Source organism: Hymenobacter sp. PAMC 26628, from assembly GCF_001562275.1.
Taxonomy (GTDB): Bacteria; Bacteroidota; Bacteroidia; order Cytophagales; family Hymenobacteraceae; genus Hymenobacter.
On sequence record NZ_CP014304.1, the window covers coordinates 1,335,469 to 1,354,060 of the forward strand.

General features: G+C 63.4%; 14 protein-coding genes. 13 read left to right on the top strand and 1 reads right to left on the bottom strand.

The features are described from left to right. Positions 1–58 precede the first annotated feature (58 nt). From AXW84_RS06175 to AXW84_RS06195, 5 genes are all read left to right on the top strand, one after another. The gene (locus AXW84_RS06175) at positions 59–1,306 is read left to right on the top strand and encodes an efflux RND transporter periplasmic adaptor subunit (protein WP_068230138.1); all 1,248 of its coding nucleotides are present in this window, start codon (positions 59–61) and stop codon (positions 1,304–1,306) included. An 87-nt stretch (positions 1,307–1,393) separates the two neighbouring features. After that, entirely contained in the window at positions 1,394–4,624 is a 3,231-nt protein-coding gene (locus AXW84_RS06180) for an efflux RND transporter permease subunit (RefSeq protein WP_068230140.1), read from the top strand. A gap of 98 nt (positions 4,625–4,722) precedes the next feature. Further along, positions 4,723–6,267: a TolC family protein gene (locus tag AXW84_RS06185; protein ID WP_068230143.1), complete on the top strand. Its 1,545-nt coding sequence runs from the start codon at positions 4,723–4,725 to the stop codon at positions 6,265–6,267. Positions 6,268–6,351: 84 nt separating this feature from the next. Further along, positions 6,352–7,416, top strand: coding sequence for an IS701 family transposase (locus AXW84_RS06190; RefSeq protein ID WP_068230147.1), 1,065 nt, complete (start codon positions 6,352–6,354; stop codon positions 7,414–7,416). An 87-nt stretch (positions 7,417–7,503) separates the two neighbouring features. After that, positions 7,504–8,661, top strand: a complete 1,158-nt coding sequence (locus tag AXW84_RS06195) for an alpha/beta hydrolase (protein WP_068230150.1) — start codon at positions 7,504–7,506, stop codon at positions 8,659–8,661. Between the two features lie 186 nt (positions 8,662–8,847). Here AXW84_RS06195 and AXW84_RS06200 read toward each other — a convergent pair whose 3' ends face one another. Continuing rightward, on the bottom strand, positions 8,848–9,618 hold the full coding sequence (locus AXW84_RS06200; RefSeq protein ID WP_068230154.1) for an SAM hydrolase/SAM-dependent halogenase family protein: 771 nt from the start codon (positions 9,616–9,618) through the stop codon (positions 8,848–8,850). Positions 9,619–9,754: 136 nt separating this feature from the next. On the opposite strand from AXW84_RS06200, the gene AXW84_RS06205 reads away from it, so the two are divergent. The 8 genes from AXW84_RS06205 (at position 9,755) to AXW84_RS06240 (ending at position 18,591) form a co-directional block, all read left to right on the top strand. Then, the gene (locus AXW84_RS06205; RefSeq protein ID WP_082773731.1) at positions 9,755–10,846 is read left to right on the top strand and encodes a PhoH family protein; all 1,092 of its coding nucleotides are present in this window, start codon (positions 9,755–9,757) and stop codon (positions 10,844–10,846) included. A gap of 95 nt (positions 10,847–10,941) precedes the next feature. After that, positions 10,942–11,376 carry a GNAT family N-acetyltransferase gene (locus tag AXW84_RS06210; RefSeq protein ID WP_068230157.1) on the top strand — a complete coding sequence of 145 codons (435 nt, stop codon included), beginning with the start codon at positions 10,942–10,944 and terminating at the stop codon, positions 11,374–11,376. Between the two features lie 53 nt (positions 11,377–11,429). Continuing rightward, complete coding sequence (locus AXW84_RS06215; protein WP_068230160.1) at positions 11,430–13,703, top strand: ComEC/Rec2 family competence protein; 2,274 nt, start codon at positions 11,430–11,432, stop codon at positions 13,701–13,703. 204 nt (positions 13,704–13,907) lie between these two features. Beyond that, the gene (locus AXW84_RS06220; protein WP_068230162.1) at positions 13,908–14,714 is read left to right on the top strand and encodes an enoyl-CoA hydratase/isomerase family protein; all 807 of its coding nucleotides are present in this window, start codon (positions 13,908–13,910) and stop codon (positions 14,712–14,714) included. 53 nt (positions 14,715–14,767) lie between these two features. After that, complete coding sequence (locus AXW84_RS06225; RefSeq protein ID WP_068230165.1) at positions 14,768–15,253, top strand: sterol desaturase family protein; 486 nt, start codon at positions 14,768–14,770, stop codon at positions 15,251–15,253. A 259-nt stretch (positions 15,254–15,512) separates the two neighbouring features. Next, positions 15,513–16,064, top strand: coding sequence for an RNA polymerase sigma factor (locus AXW84_RS06230; RefSeq protein ID WP_068230168.1), 552 nt, complete (start codon positions 15,513–15,515; stop codon positions 16,062–16,064). Positions 16,065–16,195: 131 nt separating this feature from the next. Then, positions 16,196–17,686, top strand: coding sequence for a phytoene desaturase family protein (locus AXW84_RS06235; RefSeq protein ID WP_236943264.1), 1,491 nt, complete (start codon positions 16,196–16,198; stop codon positions 17,684–17,686). A gap of 62 nt (positions 17,687–17,748) precedes the next feature. Next, entirely contained in the window at positions 17,749–18,591 is an 843-nt protein-coding gene (locus AXW84_RS06240) for a phytoene/squalene synthase family protein (protein ID WP_068230171.1), read from the top strand. The last annotated feature ends 1 nt before the right edge of the window (position 18,592 follow it).

An 18,592-nucleotide genomic window follows, 5' to 3' on the forward strand; every position in this document is an offset into this window, starting at 1 on the left:
TCCCGCATGGTTATCCAGCAACGGGCTTTTTCCGTTAACGACGGAATACTTTCTCTCTATGGTTAATAATATCTTACCATTCGTTAGCTGGGCCCGTCGCGCCGTGGTGCTGGGGCTCCTGCTGGGCCTGGCCGTGGCTTGCGGCGGCAAAAAAGATGCTGCCGACGGCGCCGCTGCGGGCGGCAAGGGCCCCGGTGGCAAAGACGGCGGCCCGCCCAAGGTGCTAGCCTACGCCGTGGTGGCGGTGCAGCCACGCACCACGGTGCTCTACAACGACTTTCCGGCCACCATCCAGGGCCAGCAAAACGTGGAAATCCGGCCCAAGGTGGACGGCTTTGTAGAAGCCATTTACGTGGACGAAGGGGCGGCCGTGAAGAAAGGGCAGCCCCTGTTCCGCATCAACGCGCCGCAGTACCAAGAGGCGGTGAACACGGCCCAGGCGGGCATTCAAACCGCCGTGGCCAACGTGAATTCGGCCCGCATGGGCGTGGAAAAGCTGCGCCCGCTGGTGAATAAGGACATCATTAGCCCGTATGCGCTTCAGGAGGCGCAATTTACGCTGCAAGGCCAGGAGGCGGCCCTGGCCCAGGCCCGCGCCACGCTGGCCAACGCCCGCACCAACGTGGGCTATACCCGCATCGTGAGCCCGGTGAACGGCGTGGTAGGCACCATCCCCAACAAAATCGGCAGCCTTATTAGCACTACCTCCACCGACCCGCTCACCACCGTTACGGGCATTGCCAACGTGTACGCCTACTTCTCCGTCAACGAGAAAACGCTGCTCACTTTTACCCGCGACATCCCCGGCGTGACGCTGCAAGACAAGCTGGCCCGCCTGCCTGACGTGCAGCTGCTGCTGGCCGACGGTACCACTTACAAGTACACGGGCCGGGTGGAAACGGCTATTGGCCAAATCAATACCCAGACGGGCTCCAGTGGCTTCCGGGCTTCGTTCAAAAATCCCCAGGGCCTGTTGCGCAGCGGCGGCAGCGGCACCGTGCGCTCGCCGCGCACCATCAAAGATGCGCTGCTGGTGCCCCAAAGCGCTACGTATGAGCTGCAAGGCAAGCAGTTTCTGTACGTGGTGGGCCCCGGCAATAAGGTGCACAACACCCAAATAACGGTGCATCCCACGCCCAACGGGCAGTTTTACGTGGTACGCTCGGGCCTGAAAGCGGGCCAGACCGTGGTGCTCGAAGGCGTGAACGGCCTCAAAGACAACGGCAAAATCATCCCCCGGGCGGCGCGGGCCGACAGCGTATTCGCCGCTTCCGTGGGGGCCAAAGGCGGCGGTGAGAACAAGTAAGCAACCAACACCGTCATGTCGAGCGCAGCCGAGGCATGACGTTCTGCTTTGTTTGATTCCTAATGCTATAATCTGCTCACGAACAATATGCTAAAGATATTCATTGAGCGACCCGTGCTGTCCACGGTTATTTCCGTGCTCATCGTGCTGCTCGGGTTGCTGGGCCTCTACGCGCTGCCTATTGCCCAGTACCCCGACATTTCGCCGCCCACGGTGCAGGTGTCGGCCTCCTATGGTGGGGCCAGCGCCGACGTGGTGCAGAAAAGCGTGATTGTGCCCCTGGAGGAGCAAATTAATGGCGTGGAGGGCATGACCTACATGACGTCGAGCGCCACCAACCAGGGCGGGGCCACCATCCAGGTGTACTTCAAGGTGGGCACCAACGGCGACCAGGCCGCCGTGAACGTGCAGAACCGCGTGGCCAGCGCCACCAGCGTGCTGCCCCAGGAGGTGACCCAGGCCGGCGTGCAAGTGCGCAAGCGCCAGACCAGCAACCTGATAACGGCCGCTATTTACAGCGACAACCCGGCCTACGACCAAACGTTTCTCCAGAACTACGCCGAAATCAACATCATCCCGCAGCTCAAGCGGGTGAGCGGCGTGGGCGACGCCTCCGCTTCGGGCCAGCGCACGTACTCGATGCGCATCTGGCTGAAGCCCGACGTGATGGCCAACTACGGCCTCACGCCGGCCGACGTCACCACGGCCCTCAACCAGCAGAGCCTGGAGGCGGCCCCCGGCAAGTTCGGCGAGAACGGCGACCAGTCGTTTCAGTACGTCATCCGCTACAGTGGCAAGCTGAAAACGCCCGAGGAGTTCGGCAACATCATCCTGCGCGACCAGGCCCAGGGCCAGCTGCTGTTGCTAAAGGACGTGGCCCGCGTCGAGCTGGGGGCCCAGGACTACAGCACCCGCGCCACCGTGAACGGCAAGCCCTCGGTGAGCGTGTCGGTGAACCAGGTGGCGGGCTCCAACGCCTCGCAGGTCATCAAGGATGCAAAGGCGGCGCTGGCCCTGGCGGCCCAGGATTTTCCGGCCGGCGTGCACTACACGCTCTTCGTCGACATCAACAAGTTCCTGGACGCCAGTATCGACAAGGTGCTGCACACTTTGTTTGAATGCTTCGCGCTGGTGTTTCTGGTGATTTTCCTGTTCCTCCAGGATTTCCGGTCCACCATCATCCACGGGGTGTCGGTGCCGGTGTCCATCCTCGGCACGTTCTTCTTCCTGTACGTCTTCGGATTTAGCATCAACCTGCTCACCCTCTTTGCGTTGGTGCTGGCCATTGGCATTGTAGTCGACGACGCCATTGTGGTGGTGGAGGCCGTGCACGCCAAGCTGGAAAGCGGCTATACCTCCTCGCGCAAGGCGGCCATTGATGCGATGGGCGAAATTTCGGGGGCCATCGTCAGCATCACCCTCGTGATGGCGGCGGTGTTCATCCCGGTCACGTTCATTAGCGGCTCCACGGGTGTGTTTTATAAGCAGTTCGGCATCACGCTGGCGGTGGCCATTTTGATTTCGGCCGTGAATGCCCTCACGCTGTGCCCGGCCCTGGCAGCCCTGTTTCTGAAGCCGCCGGCGCACAACCAGGAGCCCGCGGAAGGCGAGAAGCGCACCTACATGCAGCGCTTCGGCGTGGCTTTCAATGCCGGCTACGACGCGCTGGTGGGCAAGTACAGCGCCGGGGTAGGCTTCCTTTCGGCCCGCAAGTGGCTGGCACTGGTGATCGTGGCCGCGTTCGGCGGGGGCCTGTATCTCCTGATGAAAACCACGCCGTCGAGTTTCGTGCCAAGCGAGGACATGGGCGTTATTTTCGTCAACATCACCCTGCCACCGGCCGCCTCGCTCGAGCGCAGCGCCGCCATTGCCGACGAGGTGGACAGCATCTCCCGCACCGTGCCCGGGGTGGCCAACGGCCTGCGCACCGTGGGCCAAAACTCGCTGGCCGGCCAGGGCAGCTCCTACGCGCAGGAAGTGCTGGCCCTCAAGAACTGGGACGACCGCCCGGGCATCACCAACGAGGACGTGATTGCGCAGCTCAAGAAGAAAACTGCCTACATCCGCGACGCCAAGCTGGTGTTCACCTCGCTGCCCACCATCTCGGGCTTCGGGCTGAACGGCGGCTTTGAATTCCAGCTGCAAGACCGCGGGGCCCATAGCACCGACGAGTTCTACAAAGTGGCCCAGAGCTTCCTAGCGGAGTTGGCCAAGCGGCCCGAAATTCAGTACGCCACCACCTCCTTCAATCCCACTTTTCCGCAGTACCTGCTGACGGTGAACGCCGTGAAGTGTGCCGAGGCCGGCATCACCGTCAGCAGCGTGCTTGCCGTGATGCAGGGCTATTACGGCAGCCTGTACGCCTCTAACTTCAACGAGTTTGGCAAGCAGTACCGGGTGATTGTGCAGGCCGACACGAGCTACCGGGCCAACCTGGCCGGCCTGGGCCGGGTGCAGGTGCGCACGGGCTCCAACGTGATGGCCCCCATCACCGAATTCGTGACGCTGACGCGCGTGTACGGCCCCGAAAGCGTGTCCCGCTTCAACCTCTACAGCTCGATGGCCGTGCAGGGCTCGCCCAACGTGGGCTTCAGCACGGGCCAGGCCCTGACGGCCATTGCCGCCACGGCCGCCGCCCACCTGCCGCCGGGCTACAGCTACGAGTTTTCGGGCCTGAGCCGGGAGGAAAGCAACAGCGGCACCCAGGCCATCTACGTGTTTGCGCTGTGCCTAATCTTCGTGTACCTGCTGCTTAGTGCGCAGTATGAAAGCTACTTGCTGCCGTTCGCGGTGCTGTTCTCGCTGCCCGTGGGCCTCACCGGGGTGTACGTGTTTGCCAAGCTCTTCGGCATCGACAACAACATCTACCTCCAGATTTCGGTGATCATGCTCATCGGCCTGCTCTCCAAAAATGCCATCCTCATTGTGGAGTTTGCCGTCGAGCGCCGCCTCAAAGGGCTCAGCATTGCCGATGCCGCGCTGGAAGGCGCCAAGGCCCGCCTGCGGCCCATTCTGATGACCTCGTTCGCCTTCGTCTTCGGGCTGATGCCGCTGCTGTTTGCCAGCGGCGCGGGGGCCAACGGCAACCGCTCCATCGGGGCCGGGGCCATCGGCGGCATGCTGTTCGGCACGCTGCTGGGCGTATTCGTGATTCCGGTGCTCTACATGATTTTTGAGGGCTTGCAGGAGCGCATCAACGGGTCCCCCAAGGACCGGCTGGAGCAGCTGCAGCGCGAGGAAGCCGAAGCCCCGCCCGGGGCCCCGGCGGACCCCGGCACGCCGGCCATCGCCGCCAAGCCGGAGCCCGTACCGGCGTAGTGGCCCCACCCCACCGGATGCTGCGCACCAAGCGGCGTGGGCCGGGGGTGGGGGCCAACGCTCATGAGTTCTGCACACTGCCTATGAAACCGTTATATATGCTGCTATTAAAACCCTATACAACCAAGCAGTTACGCCGCTTGGTGCCTTTGCTGGGGGCCCTGCTGCTGGGCGCGTGCGCCGCGTTGCACCCCTACCAGGGCCCCAACGCGGCCGCGCCCAACCTCTACCGGGGCGCGGGCACCGCCGATACCGCCAGCATCGCCACGATGCCCTGGCGCACGGTATTCGCCGACGCGCCGCTGCAAAAGTTGCTGGAGGAAGGGCTGAGCCAGAACCTGGATTTGCGCATCGCCGTCACGCGCATCCAGCGGGCCCAGGCCAACCTGGCGCAGAGCCGGGCCCAGTTCCTGCCCAGCCTCTCGGCGCGGGGCAGCGCCACCGAGTCCCGGTCGAACGGCAACACCGGCGTGGGCACCATCACCGGTACGGGCACCGGCACGACGGGCACCGGCACGGGTACAACTGGTACCGGGACGGGAACGGGTACCGGCACGGGAATGGGTGGCACCGGCACTACTGGCACCGCTACCACCGATCCCAACGCCGTGGTCACCAGCCGATTCAACCAGCAGTACCTGCTCACGCTCAGCTCGAGCTGGGAGGCCGACATCTGGGGCAAGCTGCGCAGCAGCAAGCGCAGCTACGTGGCCGCGCTGCTGCAAAGCGAAGCCTACCGCCGCGCCGTTCAAACCCAGTTGCTGGCCAACATCGCCGATGATTATTACCTGCTGCTGGCCTACGACGAGCAGCTGGCCATCACGCGCCAGACCGTGCAAAATCGCATCAAGGACGTGGAAACCACGAAGCTGCTGAAAGACGCGGCCATCCTGACGGGCGCGGCCGTGGCCCAGAGCGAGGCCAACCTGTACGCGGCCCAGGTCTCGATTCCCGACCTGGCGCGCAACATCCGCGAAACGGAAAACACCATTAGCCTGCTGCTCAACCGGTCCCCGGGGCCCATCGAGCGCAGCACCCTGGCCGCCCAAACCCAGCCGGCGCTGCTGCAAACCGGTGTGCCCGGCCAGCTGCTGCGCAACCGCCCCGACGTGCAGGAGGCCGAGGCCGCCTACCGCTCCTACTTCGAGCAAACCAACGCGGCGCGGGCCTATTTCTACCCCTCGTTCACCATCACGGCCAACGGCGGCCTCACCAACACCAGCGTCCGCACCCTGTTTTCGCCCGATGCCTTGTTTGGCACGCTGGTGGGTGGGCTGGTGCAACCCATCTTCAACCAGGGCATCAACCGGGCCCGGCTGCGCAACGCCCAGGGCTTCCAGGACGAGTACCTGTTCACTTACCAGCAAACCCTGCTGAACGCCGGCCAGGAGGTGTCCAATGCCCTGTTTGCCTACCAGACGGCCGGCGAGAAGGTGGCCATCCGCACCAACCAGCTCGCCTCGCTGCAACGGGCCGTGGACTTTACCCAGGAGCTGGTAAAGTACAGTTCGGCCACGTACACCGACGTGCTGACCTCGCAGCAAAGCCTGCTCGCCGCCCAGCTCAGCAGCGTGAACGACCGCCTCCAGCAGCTCCAGGCCACCACCGACCTCTACCACGCCCTGGGCGGCGGCTGGCGCTAGGGCCCCGGAGCCCGGGCAAAGCAACAGTATTTTAGTAACTGATGTTACGCAGTCGTTGGCTTAGGTTGTCCGTTTAATCGATTGATGATGAGTTGCACGCTGGACCTGTACACGGATTATTTGCTGAGCTCGACGGGTCCGACGACGGCCACGGGCTTGTCGCGGCTGCTGGACGGGGCGCTGAGCCACGACCACATCACGCGCTGGTTGAGCAGTACGCCGTGCGGGTCAGCGCAGGTTTGGCGGCAGGCCAAGCCGTTGATTCGCCAGGCCGAAGCCCAACGCGGGGCGGCGGACTTCGCCGTGCTCATCGTGGACGATTCGGTCCTGGAAAAGGCCCACACCGATGCCAATGAGTTGATTTGCACCCATTGGGACCACAGCCAGCAGCGCTACGTCAAGGGCCTGAACTTCGTGAGTCTGCTTTATCAGGCCGGCGACTTGGCCCTGCCCATCGCCGTCGAGCTGGTGCGCAAAACCGTGCCGGTCTACCACCCCAAGACCCAGCAGACCAGCTACCAAAGCCCGTTCACTAAAAACGAATACCTGCAACAGATGCTGCGCGTGGCCCAGCAGCAGGTGGCCTACCGCTACCTGCTGGCCGACAGCTGGTACGCCTCGGCCGAGAACATGGCCTTGGTGCGGGCCCTGGGCCATCACTTTGTATTTGCCCTCGAAAGCAGCCGCACCGTGGCCCTGAGCGCCGAGGCGCGGGCCGCCGGCCAGTTCCAGGCCGTGCAGGCGCTGGTGTTCCCCGATACGCAGCCCTTGCGCGTCTATTTGCGGGCCGTCCAGCAGGCGGTGCTCGTGACCAGACAAGTCTTCACAAACCGAGACGGTAGCCAAGGTATGCTGTATCTGGTCAGCAGCGACACCGACCTGGACCAGGCCCAACTGACCACGATTTACCAGAGACGGTGGAAAGTGGAAGAATACCATAAGTCGCTCAAACAGAATGCCTCCATGGGCAAATCGCCCACCAAAACCCTGGCCACGCAGGCCACCCATTTCTTTGCCGCCGTGTTGGCTTACACCAAGCTCGAAGTGCTCAAGCTCAAAGGCGGCATCGGCCATTTTCGCCTCAAAGCCCAACTCTATACCGTTGGCCTCAAAGCCATGTACCAGCAACTCGTACTGCTCCGTGCGTAACATCAGTTAGTAAAACAAGCACGGGCGTAACTAGCCCGGTACGGCGCCGTAAGGGAGGGTAGTTCTTAAATTTCATCCCTTTCGCGCATGAAACGCATTTTCTCGTACCCGGCCGCGCTGGCCGCCGCCGGCCTGCTGCTGGGCGGCTGCAACAGCAAGCCCACCGAAACCGACACCAGCAAAACCGCCGTGGTAGTGCCCGGCGAAACCAATAAAGCTTCTGACAGCACCGCCACCGTGGCCACGGCCGCTGGCACCGGCGCCGTGAAACCCACCGGCGCCAAGCCCGCCTGGGGCCCCACCATCGCCCCCGAAATGCAGGCCGTGATTGAGCAGCTGATGAGCTTCAAAGCGCCGCCGCTGACCTCGCTCACGCCCCAGGCCGCCCGCAAAAACCCCACCGCCGCCGACGCGGCCATGAAGGAAATGAAGGTGGCCGGCATCCCCATGCCCCCCATGAACGTGGACACCGTGGGCAAAACCCTGGTGCCCGGCGTGAAGGCCCGCATCTACACGCCCAAAACGGGCACCGCGCCGTTCCCCGTCATCGTGTACTACCACGGCGGCGGCTGGGTCATTGCCGGCGTCGATACCTACAGCTCGTCGGCCCAGGCTTTGGCTGAGGACGTGGGCGCCGTGGTGGTGTCGGTGGCTTACCGCCAGGCCCCGGAGCACAAGTTCCCAACGGCCCATGACGACAGCTTCGCCGCTTACCAGTGGGTGCTGAAGAACGCCGCCAGCATCAAGGGCGACCCGAAGAATGTGGCCGTGGTGGGCGAAAGCGCCGGCGGCGGCCTCGCCGGAGCCGTCAGCCTGATGGCCCGCGACAAGAAGGTGGCCCTGCCCAAGTACCAGGTGTTGGTGTACCCCATTGCCGGCTACAACCAAAACACGCCTTCCTACCTGAAAGCCACCGACTACGTGCCCCTGAACAAGGCCGCCATGGGCTGGTTCTTCAAGAACTACCTGCGCACCCCCGCCGACGGCAAGGACCCGCGCATCGACCTGGTGAACGCCAACCTGAAGGGCCTGCCGCCCACCACCATCATCGGCGCCGAGCTGGACCCGCTGATGAGCGAGGGCAAAACCCTGGCCGACAACCTGGAGAAAGCCGGCGTGAAAGTCGACTACAAGCTCTACCCCGGCACGACGCACGAATTTTACGGCATGGGCGCCGTGGTGCCCCAGGCCAAAGAAGCCGAGCAACTCGCCGCCGCCGACCTGAAAAAGGCGTTCGGCAAGTAGGAGCAAGGCTTAGCTTTTAAGCTAGAAGGCCGTCATGCTCATCTGGCGTCCGCGCAGCCGAAGCATCTCTACCGCATACTAATCAAATGATTTAGTATGCGGTAGAGATGCTTCGGCTGCGCGGACGCCAGATGAGCATGACGGCCATTTTTGATATCATTCACCCCGGGGTTCCCCCCGGGGGCCCTATTCCACCGCGAAGCGCACGTCCACCTGCGAGTCAAAGTACTGGCCCAGCAGCTCGGCGGCGTTGCCCTCGCAGATGCCCAGGCACAGGTAATCCTGGCTGTTGAACACGACGACCGCCTCGCCGGCGGGCGCGGCCGAAAAGTGCGGCCGCACGTTCTTCAGCACCTCGCGCCCGAAGTGCACGCTGAACGGCCGGCCGTGGCCCACGGCCTCCACGGCGGCGCGTGAGATGTTGGTGATCAGGTTGCCGTAGTGGTCCACGTGTGCCACGTGGCCCGTGATGCGGTGGTCCTGCAAGCGTAGCTGGCGGTTGGTGCGCACGTACAAGTCGCTGGCCTGGGGCCCCAGGCTGGCCAGCGGCGCGCCCTGGGCCAGGGCCACGGCGGCGGGCAGCAGCACGTCGCGGGTAGGCGAGGCGGTGGCGGCAGTCGGCAGCGCCACCCACGCCTCGGGGGCCCCGTCGCAGAGCAGGGCCAAAATGCCGTTGTCGGCCACCGCGAAGTAATGGCCCTGGTAATGAGCCGCGTGCCACACCGGCTCGGGGCCCGCGCCGTGGTCGTTCACGCCCACCACGTGCACCGTGCCGGCCGGAAAGTCGCGAAACACGGCTTGGAGAACGTGGACGGCGTGCACGGTGTTGAAGGGTTCGACGCCGTGGCTGATGTCGACCACCGGCACGCCGGGGGCCAGGCGCAGCAGCCGGGCCTTGAGCGCGGCCACGTAGTGGTCGCGGTAGCCAAAATCCGTCAGCAGCGTTATCAATCCCATGCCCGCGTTCCGTAGTTTTTCGTAGTATTGTTGGGCCGCCCGCGCCGGGGCAAAAGTAGCCGGTTTGGGCGGACGCCCGGGCCATTGCGGGCGGCCCGGGGCACTAGTTTACCTTCACTTCCTCACCTCCAAAAGATTGGTCGAAAAAGTCATCACCCTTGAAAACGTCTCCCTGGTGGATTTCCTCGGGGCCGACAACCAAAACATCCGCCAGCTGGCGGCCGCGTTTCCGGGCTCCAAAATCATCAGCCGCGGCAACGAAATCAAAATCCAGGGCCAGACGGTCGTCATTGCCCGCATCAACGACATCCTCAGCTCGCTAATAGAGCACTACCACCAGTACGGCATCGTCACGGACCGCGACGTGAACCAGTACCTCTCCGCCACCAGCGAGGAGGCCGAGGGCCGCGTGCTGGCCGCCTCGCCCGACGTGATTCTGTTCGGCGCCAAGGGGGGCATCATCAAGGCCAAAACGCCCAACCAGCAGAAGCTGGTGGACACGGTGATGAAGCACGATTTGACCTTCACGCTGGGCCCCGCCGGCACCGGCAAAACCTACATTTCGGTGGCGCTGGCCGTGCGGGCGCTTAAGAACAAGGAAGTTAAGAAAATCATCATCTCGCGCCCCGTGGTGGAGGCCGGCGAAAGCCTGGGCTTCCTGCCCGGCGACATGAAGGAGAAGGTGGACCCCTACCTGCGCCCGATTTACGACGCCCTGGAGGACATGATTCCGGCCGAAAAGCTGAAGTTTTACCAGGAAAACAAGATCATCGAAATTGCCCCGCTGGCCTATATGCGCGGCCGCACGCTCAACAACGCCTTCGTGCTGCTCGACGAGGCCCAGAACACCACGCCGAGCCAGATCAAGATGTTTTTGACCCGGATGGGCCCCACGGCCAAGGTGATGGTGAACGGCGACCGCAGCCAAATTGACCTGCCCACGCGCCAGAAATCGGGCCTGATGCAGGCCATGGACATTCTGAAGAACGTGCAGGGCATCGGCTACGTCGAGATGACGTCCGAAGACGTGGTGCGCCACCGCCTAGTGAAGGAAATTGTGGAAGCCTACGACAAGTTCGACACCGACGAAATGAGCCGCCAGGCCGCCCAGGCCGGGGCCCCGCCCCGCCGCGACGAGCGCCATGAGCGCCGCCTGCGCGAGCAGCAGGAAGCTGGTGCTCCCGCTCCCGAAACCGAGCTGCCGGTGAACCACGAGCAGGCCCTGTAGCCGGCCGGTTGGCGTTTTTTTTAGAATATTAGCGGGGCCCGGGCTGCAAAGCCGGGGCCCCGTTTTCCGTTTACCGGCTTTCAACCCCCCGTTCTATGCCCGCTTCCGCCTACCGCGTCACCGATTTGCGCGACCTCGACGCCGCCTTCACCATCCGCGAAACCGTGTTTGTGGCGGGCCAGGGCGTGCCCGCCACCCTCGAAAACGACGAGCACGACCGCCGCGACGCCCGCCACTACCTGGCCCGGGCCCCCGACGGCACGCCCGCCGGCGCCGCCCGCTGGCGCGAAACCGAAAACGGCGTGAAGCTGGAGCGCTTCGCCGTGCTGGAAAACTTCCGCAACCAGAAAATCGGCGCCACGCTGCTGCACGCCGTGCTGGCCGATGTGCGCGCCGAGCTGCCCGACAAGGAAGTGTACCTGAACGCCCAGCTCCGCGCCGTGCCGTTCTACGAGCGCCACGGCTTCCAAACGGAAGGAGAGATGTTTGAGGAGGCCAATATTCAGCACTACCGGATGGTGCTGCGGTAAGGGCCCCCGCGGGGCTATCTTGGCGACTGAATTTGCCAAGCCAACGTTTTAGCATGATTACCTGGGCTACTTTTCCCTTCCTGCGCTATACCCCCGCGCTGATTTTGGGCATCGTGGCCTATGTGGTGTTGGGCGAAAGCTGGCCCATGCTGTGGCCAGGGGCCCTGGGCCTGGCCGCCGCCAGTGCGGCGCTGCTGGCCTGGGCCGTGCGCCGGCCCCACCCGGCCGCCACCGATGCCGCCGGGCTGCTCTCGCTGCTGGCCGTGGCGGTGCTGGGCATGGCCCTGGCGCAGCGTGCCACCGAAAGCCGCCGCCCCGACCACCTCGCCCAGCTGGGGCCCCAAGTGGAGGCCTACCAAGCCGTGGTGGACGACTACACCGTGGTGCGGCCCGCCACCTACGCCAACACGCTGCGGGTGCGCGCCGTGCGCGTGGCCGGCCGCTGGCGCACGGCCACTGGCGGCATCCGCATCTCGGTGCCGCGCGCGGGGGCCGGGTCCCCGCCGCGCTACGGCGAGGTGTGGCTGGTGCGCGGCCACCCCGACGCCAGCAAGGGACCCCTCAACCCCGGCGAATTTGACTACCGCCGCTACTTGGCCTTCCACCAGGTGTACCACCAGCAGTTCATTCACTCTGACCAGTACCGGGTGGTGGGCATGGCGCCACCCAACTATCTGGTGGCCATTAGTATGCGAGCCGCCAAGCAGCTCGACGGCGTGTTCAAGCACTACCTCAAGGAAAAGCGCGAGTATGCGCTGGCCTCGGCGCTGGTACTGGGCATCAAGGACGACGTGGACGCCGAAACCAAGCAGGCCTACGCCGCCACCGGCACCACGCACATCATGGCCGTATCGGGGTTGCAAGTGGGGCTGCTGTTTGCGGCCCTTACCTGGGTGTTGCGGCTCAGCTTCGGGCGGGTGCGCGGGTTTCGGTATTGGTCGGCGGGGGTGGGGCTGGCCGTTATCTGGGCCTACGCGTTCCTGACGGGCCTTTCGCCCTCGGTGTTGCGGGCGGCGGTGATGTTCTCGTTCGTGATTGTGGGCCGCGCCGCCGGCCGACAGGAAGGCATCGTTAACACGCTGGCAGTAGCCGCGTTTTGCTTGCTGCTGTACGACCCGTTTCTGGTGGCCGACGTGGGCTTCCAGCTCTCGTTTCTGGCCGTGTTGAGCATCGTTTACTTGCAGCCGCGCATGGCCCGTTGGTTCGACGCCAAGACGTACTTCACCAGCCGCCAGCGTCCCTGGCAGCCCAAGCCCGTGCAAGCCGCGTGGCGCGGCACCGGCTGGGCCGCAGATGCCGTGTGGCAAGCTACCGCCCTGAGCCTGGCCGCGCAAGTAGCCACGTTCCCACTGGGGCTGTACTACTTCCACCAGTTTCCACTCAGCTTCCTGTTTTCCAACTTGGTAGCAGTGCCCATCTCCAGCGGTGCCGTGTACGTGGGCTTGGCCCTGCTGGTGCTGAAGGGCGTGCTGGCGCTGTTCAGTTTAGTTCTCCCGGCGGCCGCCAACGCTGCCCTTGACCTGCTGCCGCAGGGGGTGGCCTGGGTGTTCGAGCGAATGATTTGGGCCTTCAACGAGTACATCGGCTGGATTGGCCGGGCCCTGCCGGGGGCCCTGGTGCGCGAAATCCACGTCACGGCCGGGCAAACGGTGCTCGTGTTTGGGCTGCTGGGCGCGTGGCTGGTCTGGCAGCGCACCCGCCGCCTTGTCTGGCTGGGCGTCGCGGCCAGCGTAGCGGTGGCCCTGGCCGGCAGCCGCGTGGCCGAGGCCCGCGCCGGGGCCCCGCTCGAAGAGTTCGTGGTATACAGCATTCCGCGGCGCTCGGTGGTGGGCTTCTGGCAGGGGCCCACGGCCGAATTCGTGGCCGCCGATTCGCTGCCGCTCTCCGAAACCGAGCGCACCTACCGCCTGCTACCCGGCCTCATCCAGCGCGGCGCCCGGGCCCCGGCCTGCCGCGTGGGCTGGCGCGGGGCCGCCGTGCCCACCCGCCGCCTCGCCGATGCTGACAGCGCCAACCCCAAGTTCTACCTGCAAACCAGCCCCGTGGTGCTGGCCCACTGGCGTGGCCTGCGCCTGGGCTTCGTGAGCGGCCGCCTGGGCCCGGCGGCCCGCCCCACGCCGCTCGACGTGCTGGTGCTGCGCCGCAACGCCCGCGTGACGCCCGGGGCCCTGGCGGCGGCTTTCGGCCCGCAGGCGCAAGTGGTGTTCGATTCGTCGTGCAAAAGCTGGTACGTAGCCCGCCACGATTCGGCCCTGCGCGCCCAGGGTTTCCGCACTTGGGACGTGACGGCCCAAGGCGCATTCCGGCTGCGCCCGCCGAGCCGTTGAAGCCGACAACTCGCTATCGGGCCCCAGCGCCGGTTGGGCGGGTGCGGGGCTGGTTTGGTCGAGTGTAGGGCCGGGCCGGGCGACGCCCGCCGACCAATCGCCGGTTTTTTGCGTTACTTACCCGCCGGGATGCCACCGTTTGGTGGCCGGCCGGGTCTTTCCCCCGGTGCCCATTGGCCCGCTCCACGCTTCATTCGTTCGCTCATGGACCACCTGCTTACGCCCGAACTCGAAGCCTTGCGCTACCTCACCTACGACTGCGAGGACCGCATTGCCTACATCACCCTCAACCGCCCCGAGAAGCGCAACGCCCTGAACGCCGACGTGGTAACCGAGCTAAAGCAGGCCTTCGAACACGCCGAGAACGACGATGCCTGCAAAGTGGTGGTGCTGCGCGCTGCCGGCGACGTGTTCTGCGCTGGGGCCGATTTGGCCTACATCCAGGAGCTGCAAGGCTATGGCTACACCGATAACCTGGACGACAGCACGCACCTTATGCAGCTGTTCCATCAAGTGTACACACTCAAAAAAGTCGTCATCGGGCAGGTACAAGGCCACGCCATTGCCGGCGGCTGCGGCCTGGCCGCCATTTGCGACATCACTTTCGCCGTGCCCGAGGCCAAGTTTGGCTATACCGAAGTGAAGATTGGCTTTTTGCCGGCCATCGTCAGCGTGTTTCTGCTGCGCAAAATAGGGGAGGCCCGCACCAAGCAGCTGCTGCTGAGCGGCGACGTGGTATCGGCCCAAACGGCCCTCGACCTCGGCCTCCTCAACTTCCTGGTGCCGGCCGACGAGCTGGCCGCCGCCGTGCGCACCTACGCCCAGCGCCTGTGCCGCGAAAACTCGGGCCAGAGCATGGAAGTAACCAAGGAAATGCTGGCCGCTCTGCCCGAAATGGCCCTCGAAGAAGCCCTGCGCTACGCCGCCCAGCGCAACGCCGAACTGCGCGGCTCCGACGATTGCCGCCGCGGCATCGGCGCGTTTCTGAACAAAGAAGAAATTAGCTGGTAGGGCCCCAACGGCCCATTCCGAAACCAACCGCCGCCTTGCCCGGTTAGTCCCGTATGCCCGCCTTGCTCGCCGCCGCCGTCACCCTCGCCACCTTCGCCTTCATGGAGTTTTGGGCCTGGTTCATGCACAAATACGTGCAGCACGGGCCCCTGTGGGTGCTGCACCGCTCGCACCACGTGCGCCACCCGCACCCAGTAGAGCGCAACGACCTGTTCTTTGTGATTTACGGGGCCCTGTCGGCGGCCTTGTTCATCACCGGGGGCAACGGCAGCCGCTGGTGGTTTTGGGTGGGGGTGGGCATTGCGGTCTACGGCGCCGTGTACTTTTTCGTGCACGATGTGCTAATCCACGGCCGGCTGCGCTTCTGGAAAAAATCCCACAACACCTACCTCCGGGCCCTGAACATGGCCCACAAGATGCACCACAAAACCACCGGCCGCGACGGCTCGGCTGAGTTTGGCTTGCTGTGGGTGTCGCCCAAATACCTGCGCTTGGCGCGCGACCAATCGCAGCGGCGGGCCCCGGCGGCGGGCGAATAAGCTGCCAGCGGTAAACCAATGTACCTACATTGCTAGCCAATGCGTTAATAGTTTTTGCTGCGGCTATATAAGCAATCCTTATGGTTGAATTGTAAAAAGTTAACATGGTGGGCCCCCATATTCTGGCCGTGGCCCAGCGAGTTGCCGTAACTTGCGGCACCACTCAGCCGGGTTGGGAAAACGAGCCCCGAGGCTCATGCTTCCAACGGACTTTCGGTTGGGTCGTTGATTGTTTATTGCGTCACGAAACCAAGGCTCTATGACATCGCTAGAATTCACTTCGCAAGTGCAGCGGATATCCCTCGCTCTGCGGCCTGCGGCCCTAAACCTTACCCGCGACGCCGACGATGCGAAGGACCTCGTGCAGGAAACGTTGCTTAAAGCCCTCTTGAATAAAGACAAATTCAAAGCGGGTACTAATTTGAAGGCGTGGTTGTACACCATCATGCGCAACACCTTCATCAATAACTACAACAAGATTACCAAGCGCAGCTCCAATATTGATTCGACGGAGTATTTTCAGTATTTCAATACCGACCAGAACTACATCACCCACAACGGCGCCACGTCCGATTTTGTGGTGCGCGACATCAACGAGGCTATTGCCAGCCTTGGCACCGATTACCGCACGCCGTTCATGATGTACTACATCGGCTACAAGTACCTGGAAATTGCCGAGAAGCTGCAAATTCCCATCGGCACCGTTAAAAATCGCATCCACATTGCCCGTAAGGAGCTGAAAGCTGCCTTGCAAGTGTACGCCCCAGTCGGTGCCAGTGCCGCCGACGTGAGCGATGCCATCGAGGACTGAATACAAAAACGCCTTCGTTTAAAACTATCCGCCGGCCCCAGCGTTGCATCAGCAGCGCCGGGGCCGGCGGCTCTGTTAGTGGCCCTTCTCAAGCGGCATTACTAGCTTGCCGGTCTAATTTCTTCTTCGCTTTGCCCATTTCCACCGCTTCTCACCACGCCGTTGTCATCGGGGCCGGCTTTGCTGGCCTAGCCACCGCTAGTACCTTAGCCCAGGCAGGCTGGCGCGTCACGCTGCTCGAAAAAAATGAGGGCCCCGGGGGCCGCGCCCGCGTGTTCCGGGCCCAGGGCTTCACCTTCGACATGGGCCCCAGCTGGTACTGGATGCCCGACGTGTTCGAAAAATACTTCGCCCGCTTCGGCAAAAAAGTGTCGGACTATTACGAGCTAATACGCCTCGACCCGTCTTACCAAGTCATCTTCAAGGGCCCCGAAGCGGTAGACATTCCCGCGAAGATGAGCGAGCTGCGGGCCCTGTTTGAAAGCTACGAGCCCGGCAGCGCGGCCCGCCTCGACGAGTTTCTCAAGCAGGCCGCTTACAAGTACGAGGTGGGCATCAACCGGCTTGTGTACGCACCCAGCCGCTCGGTGCTGGAATTTGCCGACCCGCGCCTGCTCGTGGACATGCTGCGCATGGACGTGCTCCAGAGCATGCACAAGCACGTGCGCCGCTTCTTCAAAGACCCGCGGCTGCTGGAGCTGGTCGAGTTCCCGATCTTGTTCCTGGGGGCCGTATCGGAAAACACGCCGGCGCTGTACTCGTTGATGAACTACGCCGACCTGACCCTGGGCACTTGGTACCCGCTGGGCGGCATGCACAAAATAGTGGAAGGCATGGTGCGCCTGGCCGAGGAGTTGGGCGTGGAAATCCTTTACAACCAAGAAGTAACGGAGATTGTGGTGGAGCACGGCCGCAGCACCGGGGTGCGCACTGCCCAGGGCTTTTTCGCGGCCGATGCTGTGGTGGCTGGGGCTGACTACCACCACATTGAACAAGAAGTACTGGCTCCCGAGTACCGCCATTACGACGAAAAGTATTGGGATGGCCGCACCATGGCTCCTTCGTCGCTGCTATTTTACCTAGGCGTGAACCGCAAGCTTGACAAGCTGCGCCACCACAACCTGTTCTTCGACGAAGACCTGACCCAGCACGCCCGCGAAATTTACGCCCAGCCGCAGTGGCCCAGCCGGCCGCTGTTCTACGCCTCGGTGCCCAGCAAAACCGACCCCACAGTGGCCCCCGAAGGCCAGGAAAACCTGTTCCTGCTCATCCCCGTGGCCCCCGGCCTCGACGATACCGAGGCCACCCGCGAGCGGTACTATGACCAGCTGATGGACCGACTCGAGCGTCACTGCGGCCATCCCATCCGCGACGCGGTGGTTTTCAAGCGTGGCTACGCTCACCGCGATTTTCAGGCCGATTACCACAGCTACAAGGGGAACGCCTACGGCTTGGCTAATACGCTGAAGCAAACCGCCATCCTTAAACCCACCCTTAAAAGCAAGAAGGTGAGTAACTTGTACTTTACGGGCCAGCTCACCGTGCCGGGCCCCGGGGTGCCGCCCTCGCTCATTTCAGGCCAAGTAGTGGCAGGGGAGGTGTTGAAAGAAATTAAAAATTGACAATTAAAAATGGAGCGGATTGCGGGGCCCTGGTCTAGCCGTTTTAACTTTTAATTCGTAAAATGGACCACGTTAAACTATTCACTGATACCAGCTTAGCGTGCAGTAAGCTCATTACCAAGCGCTACAGCACGTCGTTTTCGTTGGGTATTCGCACGCTTGATGAGCGCCTGCACGCGCCGGTGTACGCCGTGTATGGGTTTGTGCGCTGGGCCGACGAAATCGTGGATACCTTCCACGGCCACGACCGGGCGGCCCTGCTGGCCGATTTCCAGCGCCAAACGGCTGAGGCCCTGGCCACCGGCCTCAGCCTAAACCCGGTGCTGCACGCCTTCCAGGCCGTGGTGCATGAATACGGCATCGACCAGGAATTTATCGACGCTTTCCTCCATAGCATGGCCTTGGATTTGGAAGACCAGCACTACCACCCGGGCCTCTACGACGAGTACATCTACGGTTCGGCCGAAGTGGTGGGGCTTATGTGCTTGCGTATTTTCTGCCATGGGCAGCCAGCCTTGTTTGAGCACTTGCGGGGCCCCGCGCGGCGGCTCGGCGCGGCGTTTCAGAAGGTGAATTTTCTGCGCGACATCCGTTCCGATTACGAAGACCGCGGCCGCGTGTACTTTCCCGGCGTGGCTTACCACCGGTTCGACGATGTGGCTAAGCGCAAAATCGAAGCCGATATTCGGGCCGATTTTGAGGCCGGCTACGCTGGCATTCAGCAACTGCCCCGCCCAGCCCGGCTGGGCGTGTACTTGGCGTACGTGTACTACCTGAAGCTGTTTTATAAGATTAAGAACCTGCCTGCGGCGCACATTTTGCACCAGCGGGTACGGGTGCCCACCAACACCAAACTACTTTTGTTGCTGGGCTCGTACTTCCGCTACCGGCTGGCGCGCCTGTGAG